The organism is Pseudomonas sp. NBRC 111133, from assembly GCF_001320605.1.
GTDB classification, from domain to species: domain Bacteria; phylum Pseudomonadota; class Gammaproteobacteria; order Pseudomonadales; family Pseudomonadaceae; genus Aquipseudomonas; species Aquipseudomonas monteilii.
The window spans coordinates 35,457-53,357 of record NZ_BCBJ01000080.1; the positions used below are offsets into that span (position 1 = coordinate 35,457).

The window sequence follows — 17,901 nt, forward strand, 5'->3', positions numbered from 1 at the left end:
CTAACATTGTGGGGAGTCGCAGCCGTGTTCCGCGGAGCCAACGCCGTCAGCCTCGATGCCAAGGGCCGTCTCGCCATGCCGAGCCGGTACCGTGACGAGCTCGATTCGCGTTGCAATGGTCAGCTGATCGTGACCATCGACGCCGTGGACCCCTGCTTGTGTGTTTATCCCCTCGATGAGTGGGAACAGATAGAAGCCAAGTTGCGTGCCTTGCCATCGTTGCGTGAGGAAAACCGTCGCCTGCAGCGTTTGCTGATCGGCAATGCGGTTGACCTGGAGCTCGATGGCAGTGGGCGTTTCCTGGTACCGCCCCGCCTGCGTGAGTACGCCAAGCTCGACAAGAAGGCGATGCTGGTGGGGCAGCTGAACAAATTCCAGCTGTGGGATGAAGATGCCTGGAACGCGGTTTCGGCAGCCGACCTTGCAGCTATTCAACAACCGGGCGCCATGCCCGACGAATTGCGTGACCTGATCCTGTGACCATAGATAGCGGCTTCAACCACATTACCGTCCTGCTCGACGAAGCTGTCGAGGCATTGGCCCTGCGCGCCGACGGTTGCTATCTGGACGGCACCTTTGGCCGTGGCGGACACAGCCGGCTGATTCTCAGCAAGCTCGGGCCGCAAGGGCGGCTGCTGGGCTTCGATAAAGATCCACAGGCGATTGCCACAGGGCAAGCGCTGGCGGCCGAAGACGGCCGCTTTGTCATTGTGCAGCGCAGCTTTGCCGAGCTGGGCGCGGAAGTGGCCGAGCGCGGCCTGCACGGCAAGGTCAGCGGCGTGTTGCTGGACCTTGGCGTGTCGTCGCCGCAGCTGGATGACCCTGAGCGTGGTTTCAGCTTCCTCAATGACGGCCCGCTGGACATGCGCATGAACCCGGCCCAGGGCATCAGTGCCGCCGAGTTCATCGCCACCGCGCCGGTGGAAGAAATTGCCCGCGTCTTCAAGGAATACGGTGAAGAGCGCTTCGCCGGCCGCATGGCGCGTGCCGTGGTCGAGCGCCGTGAAAAGGAGCCTTTCACCCGCACCGCCGACCTGGCGGAAGTACTCAAGGTGGCCAACCCAGCCTGGGAAAAAGGCAAGAACCCGGCTACCCGTGCCTTCCAGGGCCTTCGCATTCACGTCAACAACGAATTGGGTGACCTGGAAGCCGGCCTCGAGGCCGCGCTCGATGCCCTCGAAGTCGGTGGCCGCCTGGCGGTGATCAGCTTCCACTCGCTGGAAGACCGTATCGTCAAGCTGTTCATGCGCAAGCTGGTCAAGGGCGAGGCCGACAACCTGCCGCGTAACCTGCCGGTACAGCACAAGGCCTTCGAGCCGAAAATCAAGCTCATCGGCAAGGCCCAGTTCGCCTCCGAAGCCGAGCTCAAGGCCAACCCACGGTCGCGTAGCGCCGTGATGCGCGTGGCGGAGAAGCTGCGGTGAGCAGGCTGTTTGCCAAACCCTTGCCAGGCGGAAGCTTCCTGATGCTTCTGCTGTTCGTTGCCGTGCTGGTTTCGGCTATCGCCGTGTCCTACAGCGCGCACTGGAACCGTCAGTTGCTCAACACCTTGTACGGCGAGCTGAACGAGCGTGACAAGGCCCAGGCCGAGTGGGGGCGCCTGATTCTTGAACAGAGCACCTGGACTGCTGCCAGCCGTATCGAGAGTCTGGCTTCCGAGCAATTGAAGATGCGCGTACCTTCGGCTGACGAAGTGCGGATGGTGGCGCCATGATGAAGCTCGAAGGCGCACTCTACCCGTGGCGCTTCCGCGTGGTGATCGGCTTGCTGGCCATCATGGTCGGTGCCATTTGCTGGCGCATCATCGATTTGCAGGTCGTTGACCGTGACTTCCTCAAGGGGCAGGGCGACGCGCGCAGCCTGCGTCATATCCCTATTCCGGCGCACCGTGGCCTGATTACCGACCGCAACGGTGAACCGCTGGCCGTGAGCACCCCGGTTACCACCCTGTGGGCAAACCCCAAGGAAATGCAGGCGTCCAAAGAGCGCTGGCCGCAGTTGGCCGCAGCGCTGGGGCAAAACCCGCAGCAGCTGACCGAGCGCCTGACCCAGCAAGCCAACAAGGAATTCATCTACCTGGTCCGCGGCCTGACCCCGGAGCAGGGCCAGCATGTGCTCGACCTGAAAGTGCCTGGTGTGTACGGCCTGGAAGAATTCCGTCGCTTCTATCCGGCGGGTGATGTCACCGCGCACATGGTCGGCTTCACTGATCTCGACGACCATGGTCGCGAAGGTGTCGAACTGGCCTATGACGAATGGCTGGCCGGCGTGCCGGGCAAGCGGCAGGTGATCAAGGACCGGCGCGGCAGGCTGATCAAAGACATCCAGGTAACCAAGAACGCCAAGGCCGGAAAGACCTTGGCGTTGTCGATAGACCTGCGCCTGCAGTACCTGGCCACCCGCGAACTGCGCAATGCCATTGCCGAACAGGACGCCAAGGCCGGCAGCCTGGTGATCATGGACGTCAAGACCGGTGAGGTCCTGGCCATGGTCAACCAGCCGACCTACAACCCCAACAACCGCCGCAGCATGTTCCCGGCGGCCATGCGTAACCGGGCGATCATCGACGTGTTCGAGCCAGGCTCCACGGTCAAGCCGATCTCCATGAGTGCGGCCCTGCAGAGCGGGCGCTGGAAGCCGACCGACAAGGTCGAGGTGTACCCGGGCAGCCTGCAGATCGGCCGCTACACCATCAAGGACGTATCGCGCAGTGAAGGCCCGATCCTCGACCTGACCGGGATCCTGATCAACTCCAGTAACGTCGGCATGAGCAAGATCGCCTTCGACATTGGCGGTGAGGCTATCTACCGCGTCATGTCCCAGGTCGGCCTGGGCCAGTACACCGGTCTGGGTTTCCCGGGTGAGCGCGTCGGTAACCTGCCTAATCACCGCGAGTGGCGCAAGGCTGAGACCGCAACCTTGTCCTATGGCTATGGCGTGTCGGTGACCGCCCTGCAACTGGTGCATGCCTACGCGGCGCTGGCCAACGACGGCAAGATGGTGCCGCTGTCGATCCTCAAGGTCGACAAGGCGCCGGACGCTGTGCAGGCCATTCCAAAGGAAACCGCCGAAACCGTTCAGGGCATGCTGCAGCAGGTGATCGAAGCGCCGCGTGGTGTGTTCCGCGCCCAGGTGCCGTTCTATCACGTGGCCGGCAAGTCCGGTACCGCGCGTAAGGCCACCGTGGGTTCCAAGGGCTACACCGAAAACGCCTACCGCTCGCTGTTCGCCGGCTTCGGTCCGATGAGCGACCCGCGCTATGCCATCGTCGTGGTCATCGACGAGCCGGGCAAAGGCGGCTACTTCGGTGGCCTGGTTTCTGCGCCGGTATTCAGCAAGGTCATGTCCGGCACCTTGCGTCTGATGAACGTGCCGCCAGATAACCTGCCGCCACCCGCGCCAGCGGCACCCGCCGTGCAATCGCAAGTCAACGCAGCAGCCGCCAAGGGAGGGCGTGGATGATGACAATGCCATTGAGCAAACTTTTCGCCCACGCCAGTCGTGACCCGCTGATTCGTGAGCTGACCCTGGACAGCCGCAATGTGCGCCCGGGTGACCTGTTCCTGGCCGTGCCGGGCGCCAAGGTCGATGGTCGCGAGCATATTGCCGATGCGCTGGCCCGTGGCGCCGCTGCAGTGGCCTACGAAGAGCAGGGCGCCAACGTGCTGCCGCTGACCGATGTGCCGCTGATTCCGGTCAAAGGCCTGATCGCTCAGCTGTCGGATATTGCCGGGCGTTTCTATGGCGAGCCCAGCCGTCAGTTGAACCTGGTGGGGGTGACCGGCACCAACGGAAAGACCAGCGTTACCCAGTTGGTGGCCCAGGCGCTCGACCTGCTCGGCCAGCGCTGCGGCCTGATTGGCACCCTGGGGACCGGCTTCTACGGTGAGTTGCAGAGCGGTCGCCTGACCACGCCCGACCCGATCGCGGTGCAGTCGACCCTCAACGACCTCAAGAAAGGTGGCGCCAAGGCTGTGGCCATGGAGGTTTCCTCCCATGCGCTGGAGCAAGGCCGGGTTGCCGCACTGGAATTCGACATCGCGGTGATGACCAATCTCTCCCGCGACCACCTCGACTATCACGGCAGCATGGAGGCCTATGAGGCCGCCAAGGCCAAGCTGTTCGCCTGGCCGAGCCTGCGTTGCCAGGTGGTCAACCTGGATGACGCCTTTGGGCGTCGCCTGGCCGATGACTTTGCCCGGCGCCCGAGTGTCGATCACATCGAGACCCGGCTGCTTAGCTACAGCCTGGAAAACCCGGACGCTTCGCTGTTCTGCCGCGAAGCCGTATTCAATGACGATGGTGTGCGTGCCACCCTGGTCACCGCCCAGGGTGAGCGCGCTCTGCGCAGCCAGCTGTTGGGCCGCTTCAACCTGAGCAACATGCTGGCTGCCGTGGCGACCCTGCTGGCGCTGGACTATTCGTTGGACGAAATTCTCAAGGTCACCCCGCACCTGCAAGGGCCGGTAGGCCGCATGCAGCGCCTGGGTGGCGGCGACAAGCCGCTGGTGGTGGTCGACTACGCGCACACCCCGGACGCCCTCGAGAAAGTGCTTGAAGCCCTGCGCCCGCACGCCCACGGCAAGCTGCTGTGCCTGTTTGGCTGCGGTGGAGACCGCGACCGTGGCAAGCGCCCACTGATGGCCGAAGTGGCCGAGCGCTTGGCCGACCGCGTGCTGGTCACCGACGACAACCCGCGCACTGAAGACCCGCTGCGCATTTTCGACGACATCCGCCCCGGCTTCGCCAAGCCTGCCGAGGTCGAGTTCGTCGCCGGCCGTGGTGAAGCCATCGCGCACCTGATTGCCACCGCTGCTGCCAGCGACGTGATCGTGCTGGCCGGCAAGGGGCACGAGGATTACCAGGAGATCAATGGCCAGCGCCATGACTTCTCCGACCTGACTGAAGCCGAGAAGGCACTTGCAGCCTGGGAGGCTCCACATGCTTAAGCCGCTGTCACTCAGCCAGCTGACCACAGCACTGAGTGGTCAACAAATCGGTGGCGAGGCCACCTTCACCGGTGTCAGCATCGACAGCCGCAGCGTCAGCGCCGGGCAGCTGTTCGTCGCCTTGGCCGGTCCGCGTTTCGATGGTCACGACTACCTGGCCGATGTGAAGGCCAAAGGCGCAGTCGCTGCCCTGGTCGAGCGTGAAGTGGCCGGTGTCGACCTGCCGCAATTGCTGGTCAAGGATTGCCGGGTAGCGCTCGGCCAGCTCGGCGCCTTGAACCGCGCCGCCTTCGACAAGCCTGTTGTTGCCATTACCGGTTCCAGCGGCAAGACCACCGTCAAGGAAATGCTTGCCGGCATCCTGCGTACCCGTGGCTTGGTGCATGCCACCCGTGGCAACCTGAACAACGACCTGGGCGCGCCGCTGACCCTGCTGGAGATCGCCCCCGAGCACAGCGCGGCGGTGATCGAACTGGGCGCCTCGCGCATTGGTGAAATCCGCTACACCGTCGGCCTGACGAAGCCTCAGGTGGTCATCATCAACAACGCCGGTACCGCCCACGTTGGCGAGTTCGGCGGGCCGGAAAAGATCGTTGAAGCCAAGGGCGAGATTCTCGAAGGCCTGGGCGAGGGCGGCACTGCCATCCTCAACCTGGCTGACAAGGCGTTCGACATCTGGCGCAAGCGTGCCGGCGACCACCGCATTTTCACCTTTGCACTGGATAACCCGCAGGCAGACTTCCACGCCAGTCATATTGGCCGTGATGCCCGGGGCTGCCCGTCGTTCACCCTGCATGGGCCTGATGGCAGCGTGCCGGTACAGCTGAACCTGCTGGGTACCCACAACGTCAGCAACGCCTTGGCCGCTGCGGCTGCCGCCCATGCCGTTGGTCTGAGCCTTAGCGGCATCGCCGCCGGCCTGGCTGCGGTACAACCGGTCAAGGGCCGCACCGTGGCGCAGATCGCGCCGAACGGTGTGCGGGTAATCGACGACAGTTACAACGCAAATCCCACCTCCATGTGCGCGGCCATTGATATACTCGCCGGCTTTTCCGGGCGCACCGTCCTGGTGCTTGGAGATATCGGCGAACTGGGGCAATGGGCGGAAGAAGGCCACCGTCAGGTGGGTGACTACGCGCGTGGCAAGGTCGATGCCCTGTACGCAGTGGGTTCCAACATGACATATGCGGTCAAGGCGTTCGGCGCCAATGGCCGTCATTTCGCTACTCAAGCTGAGCTGATCGACGCCGTTAGCGCCGAAAGTGCCAGCGACACCACTATCTTGATCAAGGGCTCGCGCAGCGCTGCGATGGAAAACGTCGTGGCGGCATTGTGCGGTGCCAGCGGGGAGAAACATTAATGCTGCTGCTGTTGGCCGAGTATCTGCAACAGTTCCACAAAGGCTTCGCGGTCTTCCAGTACCTGTCCCTGCGCGGGATTCTTGGTGTGCTGACCGCGTTGTCCCTGGCGCTGTGGCTGGGGCCGTGGATGATCCGTACCCTGCAAATTCGTCAGATCGGCCAGGCCGTGCGTAATGACGGCCCGCAATCGCACCTGTCCAAGTCCGGCACCCCGACCATGGGTGGCGCATTGATCCTGTCGGCCATCGCGATCAGCACGCTGCTGTGGGCTGATCTGTCCAACCGCTACGTGTGGGTGGTGCTGATCGTAACGCTCGCATTCGGTGCCATCGGATGGGTCGATGACTACCGCAAGGTGATCGAAAAGAACTCGCGTGGCCTGCCAAGCCGCTGGAAGTACTTCTGGCAGTCGGTGTTCGGCCTGGCTGCGGCCGTGTTCCTGTACAAGACCGCGCCGACCAGCGTCGAGACCACGTTGATCCTGCCGTTCATCAAGGACGTCACCATCCCGCTGGGCATCGGCTTCGTGGTGCTGACCTACTTCGTCATCGTCGGCTCCAGCAACGCGGTCAACCTCACCGACGGCCTCGACGGCCTGGCAATCATGCCGACGGTGATGGTCGGCGGCGCCCTGGGCATCTTCTGCTACCTGTCGGGTAACGTGAAGTTCGCCGAATACCTGCTGATCCCTTACGTTCCGGGCTCGGGCGAACTCATCGTGTTCTGTGGCGCGCTGATCGGTGCCGGCCTGGGCTTCCTGTGGTTCAACACCTACCCGGCACAAGTCTTCATGGGTGATGTCGGTGCGCTGGCGCTGGGCGCGGCGCTGGGCACCATCGCGGTGATCGTTCGCCAGGAAATCGTCCTGTTCATCATGGGCGGCATCTTCGTCATGGAAACCTTGTCGGTGGTGATCCAGGTCGCCTCCTTCAAGCTGACCGGCAAGCGCGTGTTCCGCATGGCGCCGATCCACCACCACTTTGAACTCAAGGGCTGGCCAGAACCACGGGTGATCGTCCGCTTCTGGATCATCACCGTGATTCTGGTGCTGATTGGCCTTGCAACCCTGAAACTGAGGTAGATGAGCGTGTCTTTGATCGCTTCCGACCAATTCCGCATCGTTGTCGGCCTCGGCAAGAGCGGCATGTCCCTGGTTCGCTTCCTGGCGAACCGGGGCATTGCCTTTGCGGTCGCCGACACCCGCGAGCAACCGCCGGAACTGGACACCCTGCGCCGTGATTACCCGCAGGTGGAAGTGCGCTGTGGTGAACTGGATGTGGACTTCCTGTGCCGCGCCAACGAACTGTACGTAAGCCCTGGCCTGGCCCTGGCCACGCCAGCCCTGCAGCAGGCTGCTGCGCGTGGTGTGAAACTGTCCGGTGACATCGAACTGTTCGCCCGCAACGCCAAAGCGCCGATCATTGCCATCAGCGGCTCCAACGCCAAGAGCACGGTCACTACTCTGGTCGGCGAAATGGCCGCCAAGGCGGGCAAGCGTGTAGCGGTGGGTGGCAACCTCGGTACCCCGGCGCTGGACCTGCTGGCCGATGACGTCGAGCTGTACGTGCTGGAGCTGTCCAGCTTCCAGCTGGAAACCACCGACCAGCTCAATGCTGAAGTGGCCACCGTACTGAACATCAGCGAAGACCATATGGACCGCTACAGCGGCCTGCCGGCCTACCACCTGGCCAAGCACCGGATTTTCCGTGGCGCGAAGCAGGTCGTGGTCAACCGTCAGGACGCCCTGAGCCGGCCGCTGCCGGTGGAAGGCCGCCCGTGCTGGACCTTCGGCCTCAACCAGCCGGACTTCAAGGCCTTCGGCCTGCGCGAAGTGGATGGCGAGAAATACCTGGCATTCGAGTTCCAGGCGCTGATGCCAGCGCGTGAACTGAAGATTCGCGGTGCGCACAACCAGAGCAATGCCTTGGCGGCGTTGGCCCTGGGGCATGCCGCAGGCCTGCCGTTCGAGCCCATGCTCGAAGCCCTGCGCGAGTTCGGTGGCCTGGCCCATCGCTGCCAGTGGGTGCGTGAGCGCAATGGCGTGAACTGGTACGACGATTCCAAGGCCACCAACGTCGGTGCAGCTTTGGCCGCCATCGAAGGCCTGGGTGCCGATATCGAAGGCAAATTGGTATTGATCGCCGGTGGCGACGGCAAAGGTGCCGAGTTCACGGCCTTGCGTGAGCCGGTCAAGCGCTTCTGCCGGGCCGTGGTACTGCTTGGCCGTGATGCCGAGCGCCTGGCCGAGGCCCTGGGTGATGACGTGCCACTGGTACGGGTCAAGACCCTTGATGACGCCGTGCAACAGTGTGCCGAACTGGCTCAGGCCGGCGATGCCGTGCTGCTGTCGCCCGCATGTGCCAGCCTCGACATGTTCAAGAACTTCGAAGAGCGCGGGCGCCTGTTCGCCCAGGCAGCGGGAGGCCTTGCATGATCTTCGGCATCTTCAAGCCCTACCCGTCGCCGCTGATCAGCGGCCGTGGCATCGACCTGGACTTCCCGATGCTCGCCGGCTGCCTGGCCTTGCTGGGCCTGGGCCTGGTGATGATCACCTCGGCGTCGTCGGAAGTGGCTGCGGTGCAGTCGGGCAACCCGCTTTATCACATGTTCCGCCACCTGGTGTACGTGTTCCTGGGCCTGGTGGCCTGTGGCGCCACCATGCTGGTGCCGATCGCCACCTGGCAGCGCATGGGCTTCATGATGCTGCTGGGCGCCTTCGGCCTGCTGGTGCTGGTGCTGGTGCCGGGTATCGGCCGTGAGGTGAACGGTTCGATGCGCTGGATCGGTTTCAGCTTCTTCAACGTGCAGCCTTCGGAAATCGCCAAGGTATTCGTGGTCGTTTACCTGGCCGGTTACCTGGTACGTCGGCAAACCGAGGTACGCGAGACCTGGATGGGCTTTTTCAAACCGTTCATCGTGCTGCTGCCCATGGCTGCCCTGTTGCTGATGGAGCCGGACTTCGGCGCCACCGTGGTAATGATGGGTGCCGCGGCGGCCATGCTGTTCCTGGGCGGGGTGGGGCTGTTCCGCTTCAGTCTGATGGTGGTGTTGGCGGTGCTGGCGGTGTTCGTACTGGTACAGGCGCAGCCGTACCGGATGGCGCGACTTATTACCTTTACCGACCCGTGGTCCGACCAGTTCGGCTCGGGCTACCAGTTGACCCAGGCACTGATCGCCTTCGGCCGTGGCGAGTGGCTGGGCGTTGGCCTGGGCAACAGCGTGCAGAAGCAGTTCTACCTGCCCGAGGCGCACACCGACTTCGTGTTCTCGGTATTGGCCGAAGAACTGGGCGTCGTCGGTTCGCTGGTGACCATCGCATTGTTCGTGTTCGTCACCGTGCGTGCCCTGTACATCGGCCTGTGGGCCGAAAAAGCCAAGCAGTTCTTTGCAGCGTATGTGGCCTTTGGCCTGGCCTTCCTGTGGATTGGCCAGTTCCTGATCAACATCGGCGTAAACGTCGGCCTGCTGCCGACCAAAGGCCTGACCCTGCCGTTCCTCAGTTACGGAGGTAGCTCGCTGGTGATCTGCTGCGCCTGCGTGGGTTTGCTGCTGCGCATCGAGTGGGAAAGCCGTACGCACCTGGGCAGCGAGGAACACGAATTCAGCGAAAGCGATTTTGCCGAGGAGACCAGTCATGGCCGCTGACGGCAAGAACGTATTGATCATGGCTGGCGGCACCGGGGGCCACGTGTTCCCGGCCCTGGCCTGCGCGCGGGAGTTCCAGGCGCGCGGTTACAGCGTGCACTGGCTGGGCACCCCGCGTGGCATTGAGAACGAGCTGGTGCCACAGGCTGGCTTGCCACTGCACCTGATTCAGGTCAGCGGCCTGCGCGGCAAAAGCAAACTGTCGCTGCTCAAGGCGCCGTTCACCCTGGTCAAGGCCGTGCTGCAGGCTCGGCGCATCATTCGCCAGCTCAAGCCGGTGTGCGTGCTGGGCTTTGGTGGCTACGTGACCGGCCCCGGCGGTGTGGCCGCGCGGTTGTGTGGCGTGCCGCTGGTGATCCACGAACAGAACGCGCGTGCAGGTACCGCCAATCGGCTGCTGGTGCCGCTCTCGGCGCGGGTCTGCGAAGCTTTCCCGAACACCTTCGAGGCCAGCGACAAGCGTCGTACCACCGGCAACCCGGTGCGCCCGGAGCTGTTCATGGAAGCGCAACGCGCCCCCCTGGCCGAGCGCCGTGCACGCCTGCTGGTGCTCGGTGGCAGTCTGGGTGCGGAACCATTGAACAAATTGTTGCCTAAGGCCCTGTCCGAAGTGCCCGCCACCCTGCGGCCAGAGGTGTTCCACCAGGCCGGCAAGCAACACGCGCCGATTACCGCCGAGCGTTATCACGAGGCGGGCGTCGAGGCTCAGGTAGAGCCCTTTATCAAGGACATGGCCCAAGCCTATGGCTGGGCCGACATGGTGGTGTGCCGGGCCGGTGCCCTGACCGTCAGCGAGCTGGCGGCAGCAGGCCTGCCCTCGATGCTGGTGCCTTTGCCCCACGCCATCGACGATCACCAGACCCACAACGCCCAATATCTGGCCCGAGAAGGCGCTGCCTTCCTGATGCCACAAGCGACAACTGGCGCAGCGCAGCTCGCTGAACGCCTGAACGAGGTGCTGATGCAACCCGAAAAACTCAACGTCATGGCAGGCACCGCACGGCGCCTGGCCAAACCTGCCGCAACCAGCACCGTGGTCGATATCTGCCTGGAGGTGGCCCATGGTTGAGAGCCAGAAAGCCATGCCCCAACCGAAGATGGGCCGTATCCGCCGTATCCACTTCGTCGGTATCGGCGGCGTGGGCATGTGCGGCATTGCCGAAGTGTTGCTGAACCTGGGCTATGAAGTGTCCGGTTCCGACCTGAAAGCCTCGCCGGTGACCGAGCGCCTGGAATCGTTCGGTGCCGAGATCTTCGTCGGCCACCGCGCCGAGAACGCCGCCACCGCCGATGTGCTGGTGGTGTCCAGCGCCATCAACCCGGCCAACCCGGAAGTGGCCACCGCCCTGGAGCGCCGCATTCCGGTAGTGCCGCGCGCCGAGATGCTTGCCGAGCTGATGCGCTACCGCCATGGCGTGGCCGTGGCCGGTACCCACGGCAAGACCACCACCACCAGCCTGCTGGCCTCGGTGTTCGCCGCCGGCGGCCTGGACCCGACCTTCGTCATCGGTGGCCGCCTGACCGCTGCCGGCACCAATGCCCAGCTGGGTACCAGCCGCTACCTGATCGCCGAAGCGGATGAAAGCGATGCCAGCTTCCTGCACCTGCAGCCGATGGTAGCCGTGGTCACTAACATCGACGCCGACCACATGGCGACCTATGAAGGTGACTTCAACAAGCTGAAGAAAACCTTCGTCGAGTTCCTGCACAACCTGCCGTTCTACGGCTTGGCCGTGATGTGCCTGGACGACCCGGTGGTGCGCGAGATCCTGCCGCAGGTGAAGCGCCCGACCGTAACCTATGGCTTCAGCGAAGAGGCCGACATCCGCGCCATCAACGTGCGCCAGCAGGGCATGCAAACGCACTTCACCGTGCTGCGTCGCGACCGCGAGCCGCTTGAGGTGTCGGTGAACATGCCCGGCAACCACAACGTGCTCAACGCCCTGGCCACCATTGCCATCGCCACTGACGAAGGCATCACCGACGAGGCCATCATCCAGGGCTTGTCTGGCTTCCAGGGTGTCGGTCGACGTTTCCAGGTGTATGGCGAACTGCCGGTCGAAGGCGGCAGCGTGATGCTGGTCGACGACTACGGCCACCACCCGACCGAAGTGGCGGCGGTGATCAAGGCCGTGCGGGGGGGGTGGCCAAGCCGCCGCCTGGTGATCGTCTACCAGCCGCACCGCTACAGCCGCACCCGCGACCTGTACGACGATTTCGTCCAGGTGCTGGGCGATGCCAACGTGTTGCTGCTGATGGAGGTCTACCCGGCCGGCGAAGAGCCGATTCCCGGTGCCGACAGCCGCCAGCTTTGCCACAGCATCCGTCAGCGCGGCAAGCTGGACCCGATCTACATCGAACGTGGCGCCGAGCTGGCACCGCTGGTGAAACCGCTGCTGCGCGCAGGTGACATCCTGATCTGCCAGGGTGCCGGTGATGTCGGCGGCCTCGCCCCGCAACTGATGAAAAGCCCGCTGTTCGCTGGCGCCAAGCAGGAGAAGTCGAAATGACCAGCGCCTACGAAAAGCTGCACTCAACCCTGGACGTCAAGGCGTTCGGCCGTGTCGCCGTGCTGTACGGTGGCAAAAGCGCCGAGCGTGAAGTGTCGCTGAAGTCCGGCGCTGCGGTGATCGATGCCCTGACCACTGCCGGTGTCGACGTGGTCGCCATCGATGTGGGCGACGACCTGCTCGACCGCCTGCAAAGTGAGAAGATCGACCGCGCCTTCATCATCCTCCACGGCCGTGGCGGTGAAGACGGCAGCATGCAAGGCCTGCTGGAGTGCCTGGGCATCCCCTACACCGGCAGTGGCATCCTTGCCTCGGCGTTGGCCATGGACAAGCTGCGCACCAAACAGGTGTGGCAGAGCCTGGGTATTCCCACCCCGCGCCACGCGGTATTGGCGAGCGAAAGCGATTGTTTGCAGGCCAGTACGGAACTGGGCTTCCCGCTTATCGTCAAACCCGCCCATGAAGGCTCTAGCATCGGCATGGCCAAGGTGAACAGCGCCCAGGAACTGGTCGCTGCCTGGCAGGACGCCGCCAAATACGATTCCCAGGTACTGGTGGAACAGTGGATCCACGGCCCGGAGTTCACCATCGCGGTCTTGCGCGGTCAGGTGCTGCCGCCGATCGCACTGGGGACGCCGCATGTGTTCTACGACTACGACGCCAAGTACATCGCCAACGATACCCAGTACCGCATCCCGTGCGGCCTGGACAGTGACAAGGAACAGGAACTGATCGACCTGACCGCACGCGCCTGCGATGCCATCGGCATCGAAGGCTGGGGGCGTCTGGACGTGATGCAGGACGAGCAGGGCCGGTTCTGGCTGCTCGAAGTCAACACCGCACCCGGCATGACTGATCATAGCCTGGTGCCCATGGCGGCCCGCGCGGCTGGCCTGGACTTCCAGCAACTGGTGCTGGCAATCCTGGCTGAAAGCGTGGCGACGCGAGGTTAATAACCATGCAAGGCGCGATGATACGTCAGCAGCAACCCGTTACCGGCCGTAGTAAGCCGGTGCCGCGTGGTGCCAGCCGGCTGGTGGCCGACGAGCCCGTATCGGCGCGCCTGCCGCGTCCAAGCCTGGGCGGCCTCAAACGCCTGCTGTGGCCGGTGCTGCTGGTGGCGGCCGGCTTTGGTGCCTATGAGGGTGCCATTCGCCTGATGCCCTATGCCGACCGGCCGATCACCAAGATCGACGTGCAGGGTGACCTCAGCTACATCAGCCAGCAATCGGTGCAGCAGCGTATCGCGCCCTACGTGGCGGCGAGTTTCTTCAGCGTCGACCTGCCGGCGATGCGTGCGGAACTCGAACAGATGCCATGGATCGCCCACGCCGAAGTGCGCCGGGTGTGGCCCGACGAGGTGGTGATCCGCCTGGAAGAACAGCTGCCGGTGGCACGCTGGGGTGACGAAGCCTTGCTCAACAACCAGGGCCAGGCCTTTACCCCGCGTGAACTGGCCAACTACGAGCACCTGCCGCAGCTGGCCGGGCCGCAACGTGCTCAGCAACAAGTCATGCAGCAGTATCAGGTATTGAGCCAGATGCTGCGCCCCCTGGGCTTTTCCATCGCTCGCCTGGAGCTGCGCGAGCGAGGCAGCTGGTTCCTGACCACGGGCGCGAGCAGCGCCGGGCCAGGCATCGAGCTGCTGCTGGGGCGCGACCATCTGGTGGAGAAGATGCGCCGTTTCATTGCCATTTACGACAAGACACTCAAAGACCAGATCACCACTATCGCCCGCATTGATCTGCGTTATTCCAACGGACTTGCCGTTGGCTGGCGGGAACCGATTGCACCGACGACGGCCCAACCCGCCGTTGCGAAGAATTAGAGAGAGGCAGGACCATGGCAAACGCGCATAGCGGCAAAATGATCGTCGGGCTGGACATTGGCACCTCCAAGGTGGTGGCGCTGGTGGGCGAAGTGGGCGAAGACGGCACCCTGGAAATCGTCGGGATCGGCACCCATCCGTCCCGCGGCCTGAAGAAAGGCGTGGTGGTGAACATCGAGTCCACCGTGCAGTCGATCCAGCGTGCGGTGGAAGAAGCCCAGCTGATGGCCGGCTGCCGTATCCACTCGGCCTTCGTTGGCGTGGCCGGCAACCACATCCGCAGCCTGAACTCCCACGGCATCGTCGCCATCCGCGACCGCGAGGTCAGCCTGGCCGACCTGGAGCGCGTGCTCGACGCCGCCCAGGCCGTGGCTATTCCGGCCGACCAGCGTGTGCTGCACACTCTGCCGCAGGACTACGTGATCGACAACCAGGAAGGCGTGCGCGAGCCACTGGGCATGTCGGGCGTGCGTCTGGAAGCCAAGGTTCACGTGGTCACCTGCGCAGTGAATGCGGCGCAGAACATCGAGAAGTGTGTACGCCGCTGTGGCCTGGAAATCGACGACATCATCCTCGAGCAGCTGGCCTCGGCGTACTCGGTGCTGACCGACGATGAAAAAGAACTGGGCGTATGCCTGGTGGACATCGGTGGTGGCACCACCGACATCGCCATCTTCACCGAAGGCGCCATTCGTCACACCGCGGTCATCCCGATTGCCGGCGACCAGGTGACCAACGACATCGCCATGGCCCTGCGTACCCCGACCCAGTACGCCGAAGAAATCAAGATCCGCTACGCCTGCGCCCTGGCCAAACTGGCCGGTGCCGGCGAGACCATCAAGGTGCCGAGCGTGGGCGACCGCCCACCGCGCGAGCTGTCGCGCCAGGCCCTGGCCGAGGTGGTGGAGCCACGTTACGACGAGCTCTTCACCCTGATCCAGGCCGAGCTGCGCCGCAGCGGCTACGAGGACCTGGTGCCGGCCGGCATCGTCCTCACCGGCGGCACCGCGAAGATGGAAGGTGCCGTGGAACTGGCCGAGGAAATCTTCCACATGCCGGTACGCCTGGGCGTACCGCACAGCGTTCGGGGGCTGAGCGACGTGGTGCGCAACCCGATCTATTCCACCGGCGTGGGCCTGCTCACCTACGGTCTGCTGAAGCAGTCCGAGGACATGGTCCTGACCGGTAACAGCAACAGCAGCAACAACAGCTATGGCGATGAACCGAAGGCCCCAGTACTTGAGCGCTTCAAGAAGTGGGTCCAGGGCAACTTCTAAGTTTCAAAGCAGTAGTGGTAGGCGCAACAACTAGAGAACTGTAAGGAGAGGGAAAATGTTCGAGCTCGTAGACAACGTCCCGCAAAGCCCGGTCATCAAGGTGATCGGCGTTGGTGGTGGTGGCGGCAACGCCGTCAACCACATGGTCAAGAGCAGCATCGAAGGCGTGGAATTCATTTGCGCCAACACCGATGCTCAAGCGCTTAAAAACATCGGTGCGCGTACCATCCTGCAATTGGGCACTGGCGTGACCAAGGGCCTGGGTGCCGGTGCCAATCCGGAGGTCGGCCGTCAGGCCGCGCTGGAAGACCGTGAGCGCATCGCTGAAGTGCTGCAGGGCACCAACATGGTGTTCATCACCACTGGCATGGGCGGCGGTACCGGTACCGGTGCAGCGCCGATCATTGCCGAAGTGGCCAAGGAAATGGGCATCCTCACCGTAGCCGTGGTGACCCGTCCGTTCCCGTTCGAGGGCCGCAAACGTATGCAGATCGCCGATGAAGGCATCCGCATGCTGGCCGAAAGCGTCGACTCGTTGATCACCATCCCTAACGAGAAGCTGCTGACCATCCTGGGCAAGGATGCCAGCCTGCTGTCGGCGTTCGCCAAGGCTGACGATGTTCTGGCCGGTGCCGTGCGCGGTATCTCCGACATCATCAAGCGTCCGGGCATGATCAACGTCGACTTCGCCGACGTGCGTACCGTGATGGGCGAAATGGGCATGGCCATGATGGGTACTGGTTGCGCCAGCGGCCCGAACCGTGCGCGTGAAGCCACCGAGGCTGCCATCCGCAACCCGCTGCTGGAAGACGTCAACCTGCAGGGCGCCCGCGGCATCCTGGTGAACATCACCGCAGGCCCGGACCTGTCGCTGGGTGAATACTCCGATGTGGGTAGCATCATCGAGGCCTTCGCCTCTGACCACGCCATGGTCAAGGTCGGCACCGTGATCGACCCGGACATGCGCGACGAACTGCACGTGACCGTTGTGGCCACCGGCCTGGGCGCGCGCATCGAGAAGCCGGTCAAAGTGGTGGACAACACCCTGCAGACCGCTCAGCAGGCGTACGAAGCATCCAACCCCGCACCGGTTCGTCAGGAGCAGCCAGCGGTCAACTACCGTGACCTGGAGCGCCCGACCGTAATGCGTAACCAGGCCCATGCAGGTGCTGCCGCAGCCGCTAAACTGAACCCTCAGGACGACCTGGACTACCTCGATATCCCGGCTTTCCTGCGTCGTCAGGCTGATTAATGGAATTTATCAGGGGTATAAAGGTGATTGGTATTCATCAAAGGTTGGGTCTGTTATCATCCCCAGCCTTTGTTGATACCTGTTCGCAATTTGCGCTGAAGCGGCCAATGCCATGATTAAACAACGCACCCTGAAGAATACCATCCGTGCCACAGGTGTCGGTCTGCACTCCGGGGAGAAGGTTTACCTGACCCTCAAGCCTGCACCTGTTGACACCGGCATCGTCTTCCGCCGCGCCGACCTCGACCCTGTGGTCGAAATCCCTGCGCGTGCGGCCAACGTCGGCGAGACAACCATGTCGACGACGCTGGTCAACGGTGACGTCAAGGTCGATACGGTCGAGCACCTGCTCTCCGCCATGGCGGGCCTGGGCATCGATAACGCCTACGTCGAGCTCTCCGCCTCGGAAGTGCCGATCATGGATGGCAGCGCCGGTCCTTTTGTATTCCTGATTCAGTCTGCCGGCCTGGAAGAACAGGACGCAGCCAAGAAGTTCATCCGCATCCTGCGTGAGGTCACCGTGGAAGAGGGCGACAAGCGCGCCACGTTCCTGCCTTTCGAAGGGTTCAAGGTGAGCTTCGAGATCGACTTCGATCACCCGGTCCTCAAGGGCCAGACCCAGAGTGCAGTCGTCGACTTTTCCAGCACCTCGTTCGTGAAGGAAGTCAGCCGCGCCCGCACCTTCGGTTTCATGCGTGACATCGAGTACCTACGCAAGCACAACCTTGCGCTGGGCGGCAGTGTAGAGAACGCCATCGTCGTCGACGAAACGGGTGTGCTTAACGAAGACGGCCTTCGTTCCGATGACGAATTCGTCAAGCACAAGATCCTCGACGCCATTGGCGACCTGTATCTGCTGGGCAACAGCCTGATCGGCGAGTTCAAGGGCTACAAGTCCGGCCACGCGCTGAACAACCAGCTGTTGCGCAAGCTGATTGCCGAAACCGATGCCTGGGAAGTGGTCACTTTCGAAGATGCCAGCACGGCACCGATCTCGTACATGCGCCCTGTTGCGGCCGTGTAAGTTCGAACACTCTCTCTAGTGTTGTAATCAAGGCCACCCTCGGGTGGCCTTTTTT

16 protein-coding genes are annotated in these 17,901 nt (G+C 63.3%); all 16 read left to right on the top strand.

Annotation, left to right across the window (positions count from 1 at the left end; translation table 11 throughout):
• Positions 1 to 24: 24 nt before the first annotated feature.
• The 16 genes from mraZ to lpxC all read left to right on the top strand — a co-directional run bounded on the left by mraZ (position 25) and on the right by lpxC (position 17,846).
• Positions 25 to 480: a division/cell wall cluster transcriptional repressor MraZ gene (gene mraZ / locus APH36_RS18735; protein ID WP_004575120.1), complete on the top strand. Its 456-nt coding sequence runs from the start codon at positions 25 to 27 to the stop codon at positions 478 to 480.
• Positions 477 to 1,424: a 16S rRNA (cytosine(1402)-N(4))-methyltransferase RsmH gene (rsmH, locus tag APH36_RS18740; RefSeq protein WP_019097348.1), complete on the top strand. Its 948-nt coding sequence runs from the start codon at positions 477 to 479 to the stop codon at positions 1,422 to 1,424. Before mraZ ends, rsmH begins: the two co-directional genes overlap by 4 nt.
• Positions 1,421 to 1,714: a cell division protein FtsL gene (ftsL, locus tag APH36_RS18745; RefSeq protein ID WP_056801817.1), complete on the top strand. Its 294-nt coding sequence runs from the start codon at positions 1,421 to 1,423 to the stop codon at positions 1,712 to 1,714. Before rsmH ends, ftsL begins: the two co-directional genes overlap by 4 nt.
• The gene (locus tag APH36_RS18750; protein WP_164525225.1) at positions 1,714 to 3,462 is read left to right on the top strand and encodes a penicillin-binding protein 2; all 1,749 of its coding nucleotides are present in this window, start codon (positions 1,714 to 1,716) and stop codon (positions 3,460 to 3,462) included. The genes ftsL and APH36_RS18750 overlap by 1 nt, the downstream gene beginning before the upstream one ends.
• Positions 3,459 to 4,949: a UDP-N-acetylmuramoyl-L-alanyl-D-glutamate--2,6-diaminopimelate ligase gene (locus tag APH36_RS18755; protein WP_177337114.1), complete on the top strand. Its 1,491-nt coding sequence runs from the start codon at positions 3,459 to 3,461 to the stop codon at positions 4,947 to 4,949. The genes APH36_RS18750 and APH36_RS18755 overlap by 4 nt, the downstream gene beginning before the upstream one ends.
• Positions 4,942 to 6,309 (top strand): UDP-N-acetylmuramoyl-tripeptide--D-alanyl-D-alanine ligase, encoded by a 1,368-nt coding sequence (murF, locus tag APH36_RS18760; protein WP_060499794.1) that lies wholly within the window; start codon positions 4,942 to 4,944, stop codon positions 6,307 to 6,309. Before APH36_RS18755 ends, murF begins: the two co-directional genes overlap by 8 nt.
• Positions 6,309 to 7,391: a phospho-N-acetylmuramoyl-pentapeptide-transferase gene (gene mraY / locus APH36_RS18765; RefSeq protein ID WP_016713560.1), complete on the top strand. Its 1,083-nt coding sequence runs from the start codon at positions 6,309 to 6,311 to the stop codon at positions 7,389 to 7,391. The genes murF and mraY overlap by 1 nt, the downstream gene beginning before the upstream one ends.
• Positions 7,392 to 7,397: 6 nt before the next feature.
• Positions 7,398 to 8,744, top strand: coding sequence for a UDP-N-acetylmuramoyl-L-alanine--D-glutamate ligase (murD, locus tag APH36_RS18770; protein ID WP_028698611.1), 1,347 nt, complete (start codon positions 7,398 to 7,400; stop codon positions 8,742 to 8,744).
• On the top strand, positions 8,741 to 9,955 hold the full coding sequence (ftsW, locus tag APH36_RS18775) for a putative lipid II flippase FtsW (protein WP_060499795.1): 1,215 nt from the start codon (positions 8,741 to 8,743) through the stop codon (positions 9,953 to 9,955). Before murD ends, ftsW begins: the two co-directional genes overlap by 4 nt.
• Entirely contained in the window at positions 9,945 to 11,024 is a 1,080-nt protein-coding gene (gene murG / locus APH36_RS18780; RefSeq protein ID WP_060499796.1) for an undecaprenyldiphospho-muramoylpentapeptide beta-N-acetylglucosaminyltransferase, read from the top strand. Before ftsW ends, murG begins: the two co-directional genes overlap by 11 nt.
• Positions 11,017 to 12,465, top strand: coding sequence for a UDP-N-acetylmuramate--L-alanine ligase (murC, locus tag APH36_RS18785; protein WP_016713564.1), 1,449 nt, complete (start codon positions 11,017 to 11,019; stop codon positions 12,463 to 12,465). The genes murG and murC overlap by 8 nt, the downstream gene beginning before the upstream one ends.
• Positions 12,462 to 13,418 (top strand): D-alanine--D-alanine ligase, encoded by a 957-nt coding sequence (locus tag APH36_RS18790; protein WP_060499797.1) that lies wholly within the window; start codon positions 12,462 to 12,464, stop codon positions 13,416 to 13,418. Before murC ends, APH36_RS18790 begins: the two co-directional genes overlap by 4 nt.
• 5 nt (positions 13,419 to 13,423) lie before the next feature.
• Positions 13,424 to 14,293 (top strand): cell division protein FtsQ/DivIB, encoded by an 870-nt coding sequence (locus tag APH36_RS18795; RefSeq protein WP_012274056.1) that lies wholly within the window; start codon positions 13,424 to 13,426, stop codon positions 14,291 to 14,293.
• Positions 14,294 to 14,307: 14 nt separating this feature from the next.
• Positions 14,308 to 15,570: a cell division protein FtsA gene (gene ftsA / locus APH36_RS18800; protein WP_016713566.1), complete on the top strand. Its 1,263-nt coding sequence runs from the start codon at positions 14,308 to 14,310 to the stop codon at positions 15,568 to 15,570.
• A gap of 55 nt (positions 15,571 to 15,625) precedes the next feature.
• Positions 15,626 to 16,822 (top strand): cell division protein FtsZ, encoded by a 1,197-nt coding sequence (gene ftsZ, locus APH36_RS18805; RefSeq protein WP_003251871.1) that lies wholly within the window; start codon positions 15,626 to 15,628, stop codon positions 16,820 to 16,822.
• A gap of 112 nt (positions 16,823 to 16,934) precedes the next feature.
• A complete protein-coding gene (gene lpxC / locus APH36_RS18810; RefSeq protein WP_016713567.1) occupies positions 16,935 to 17,846 on the top strand; it encodes a UDP-3-O-acyl-N-acetylglucosamine deacetylase in 912 nt (303 codons plus the stop codon).
• Positions 17,847 to 17,901: the final 55 nt, after the last annotated feature.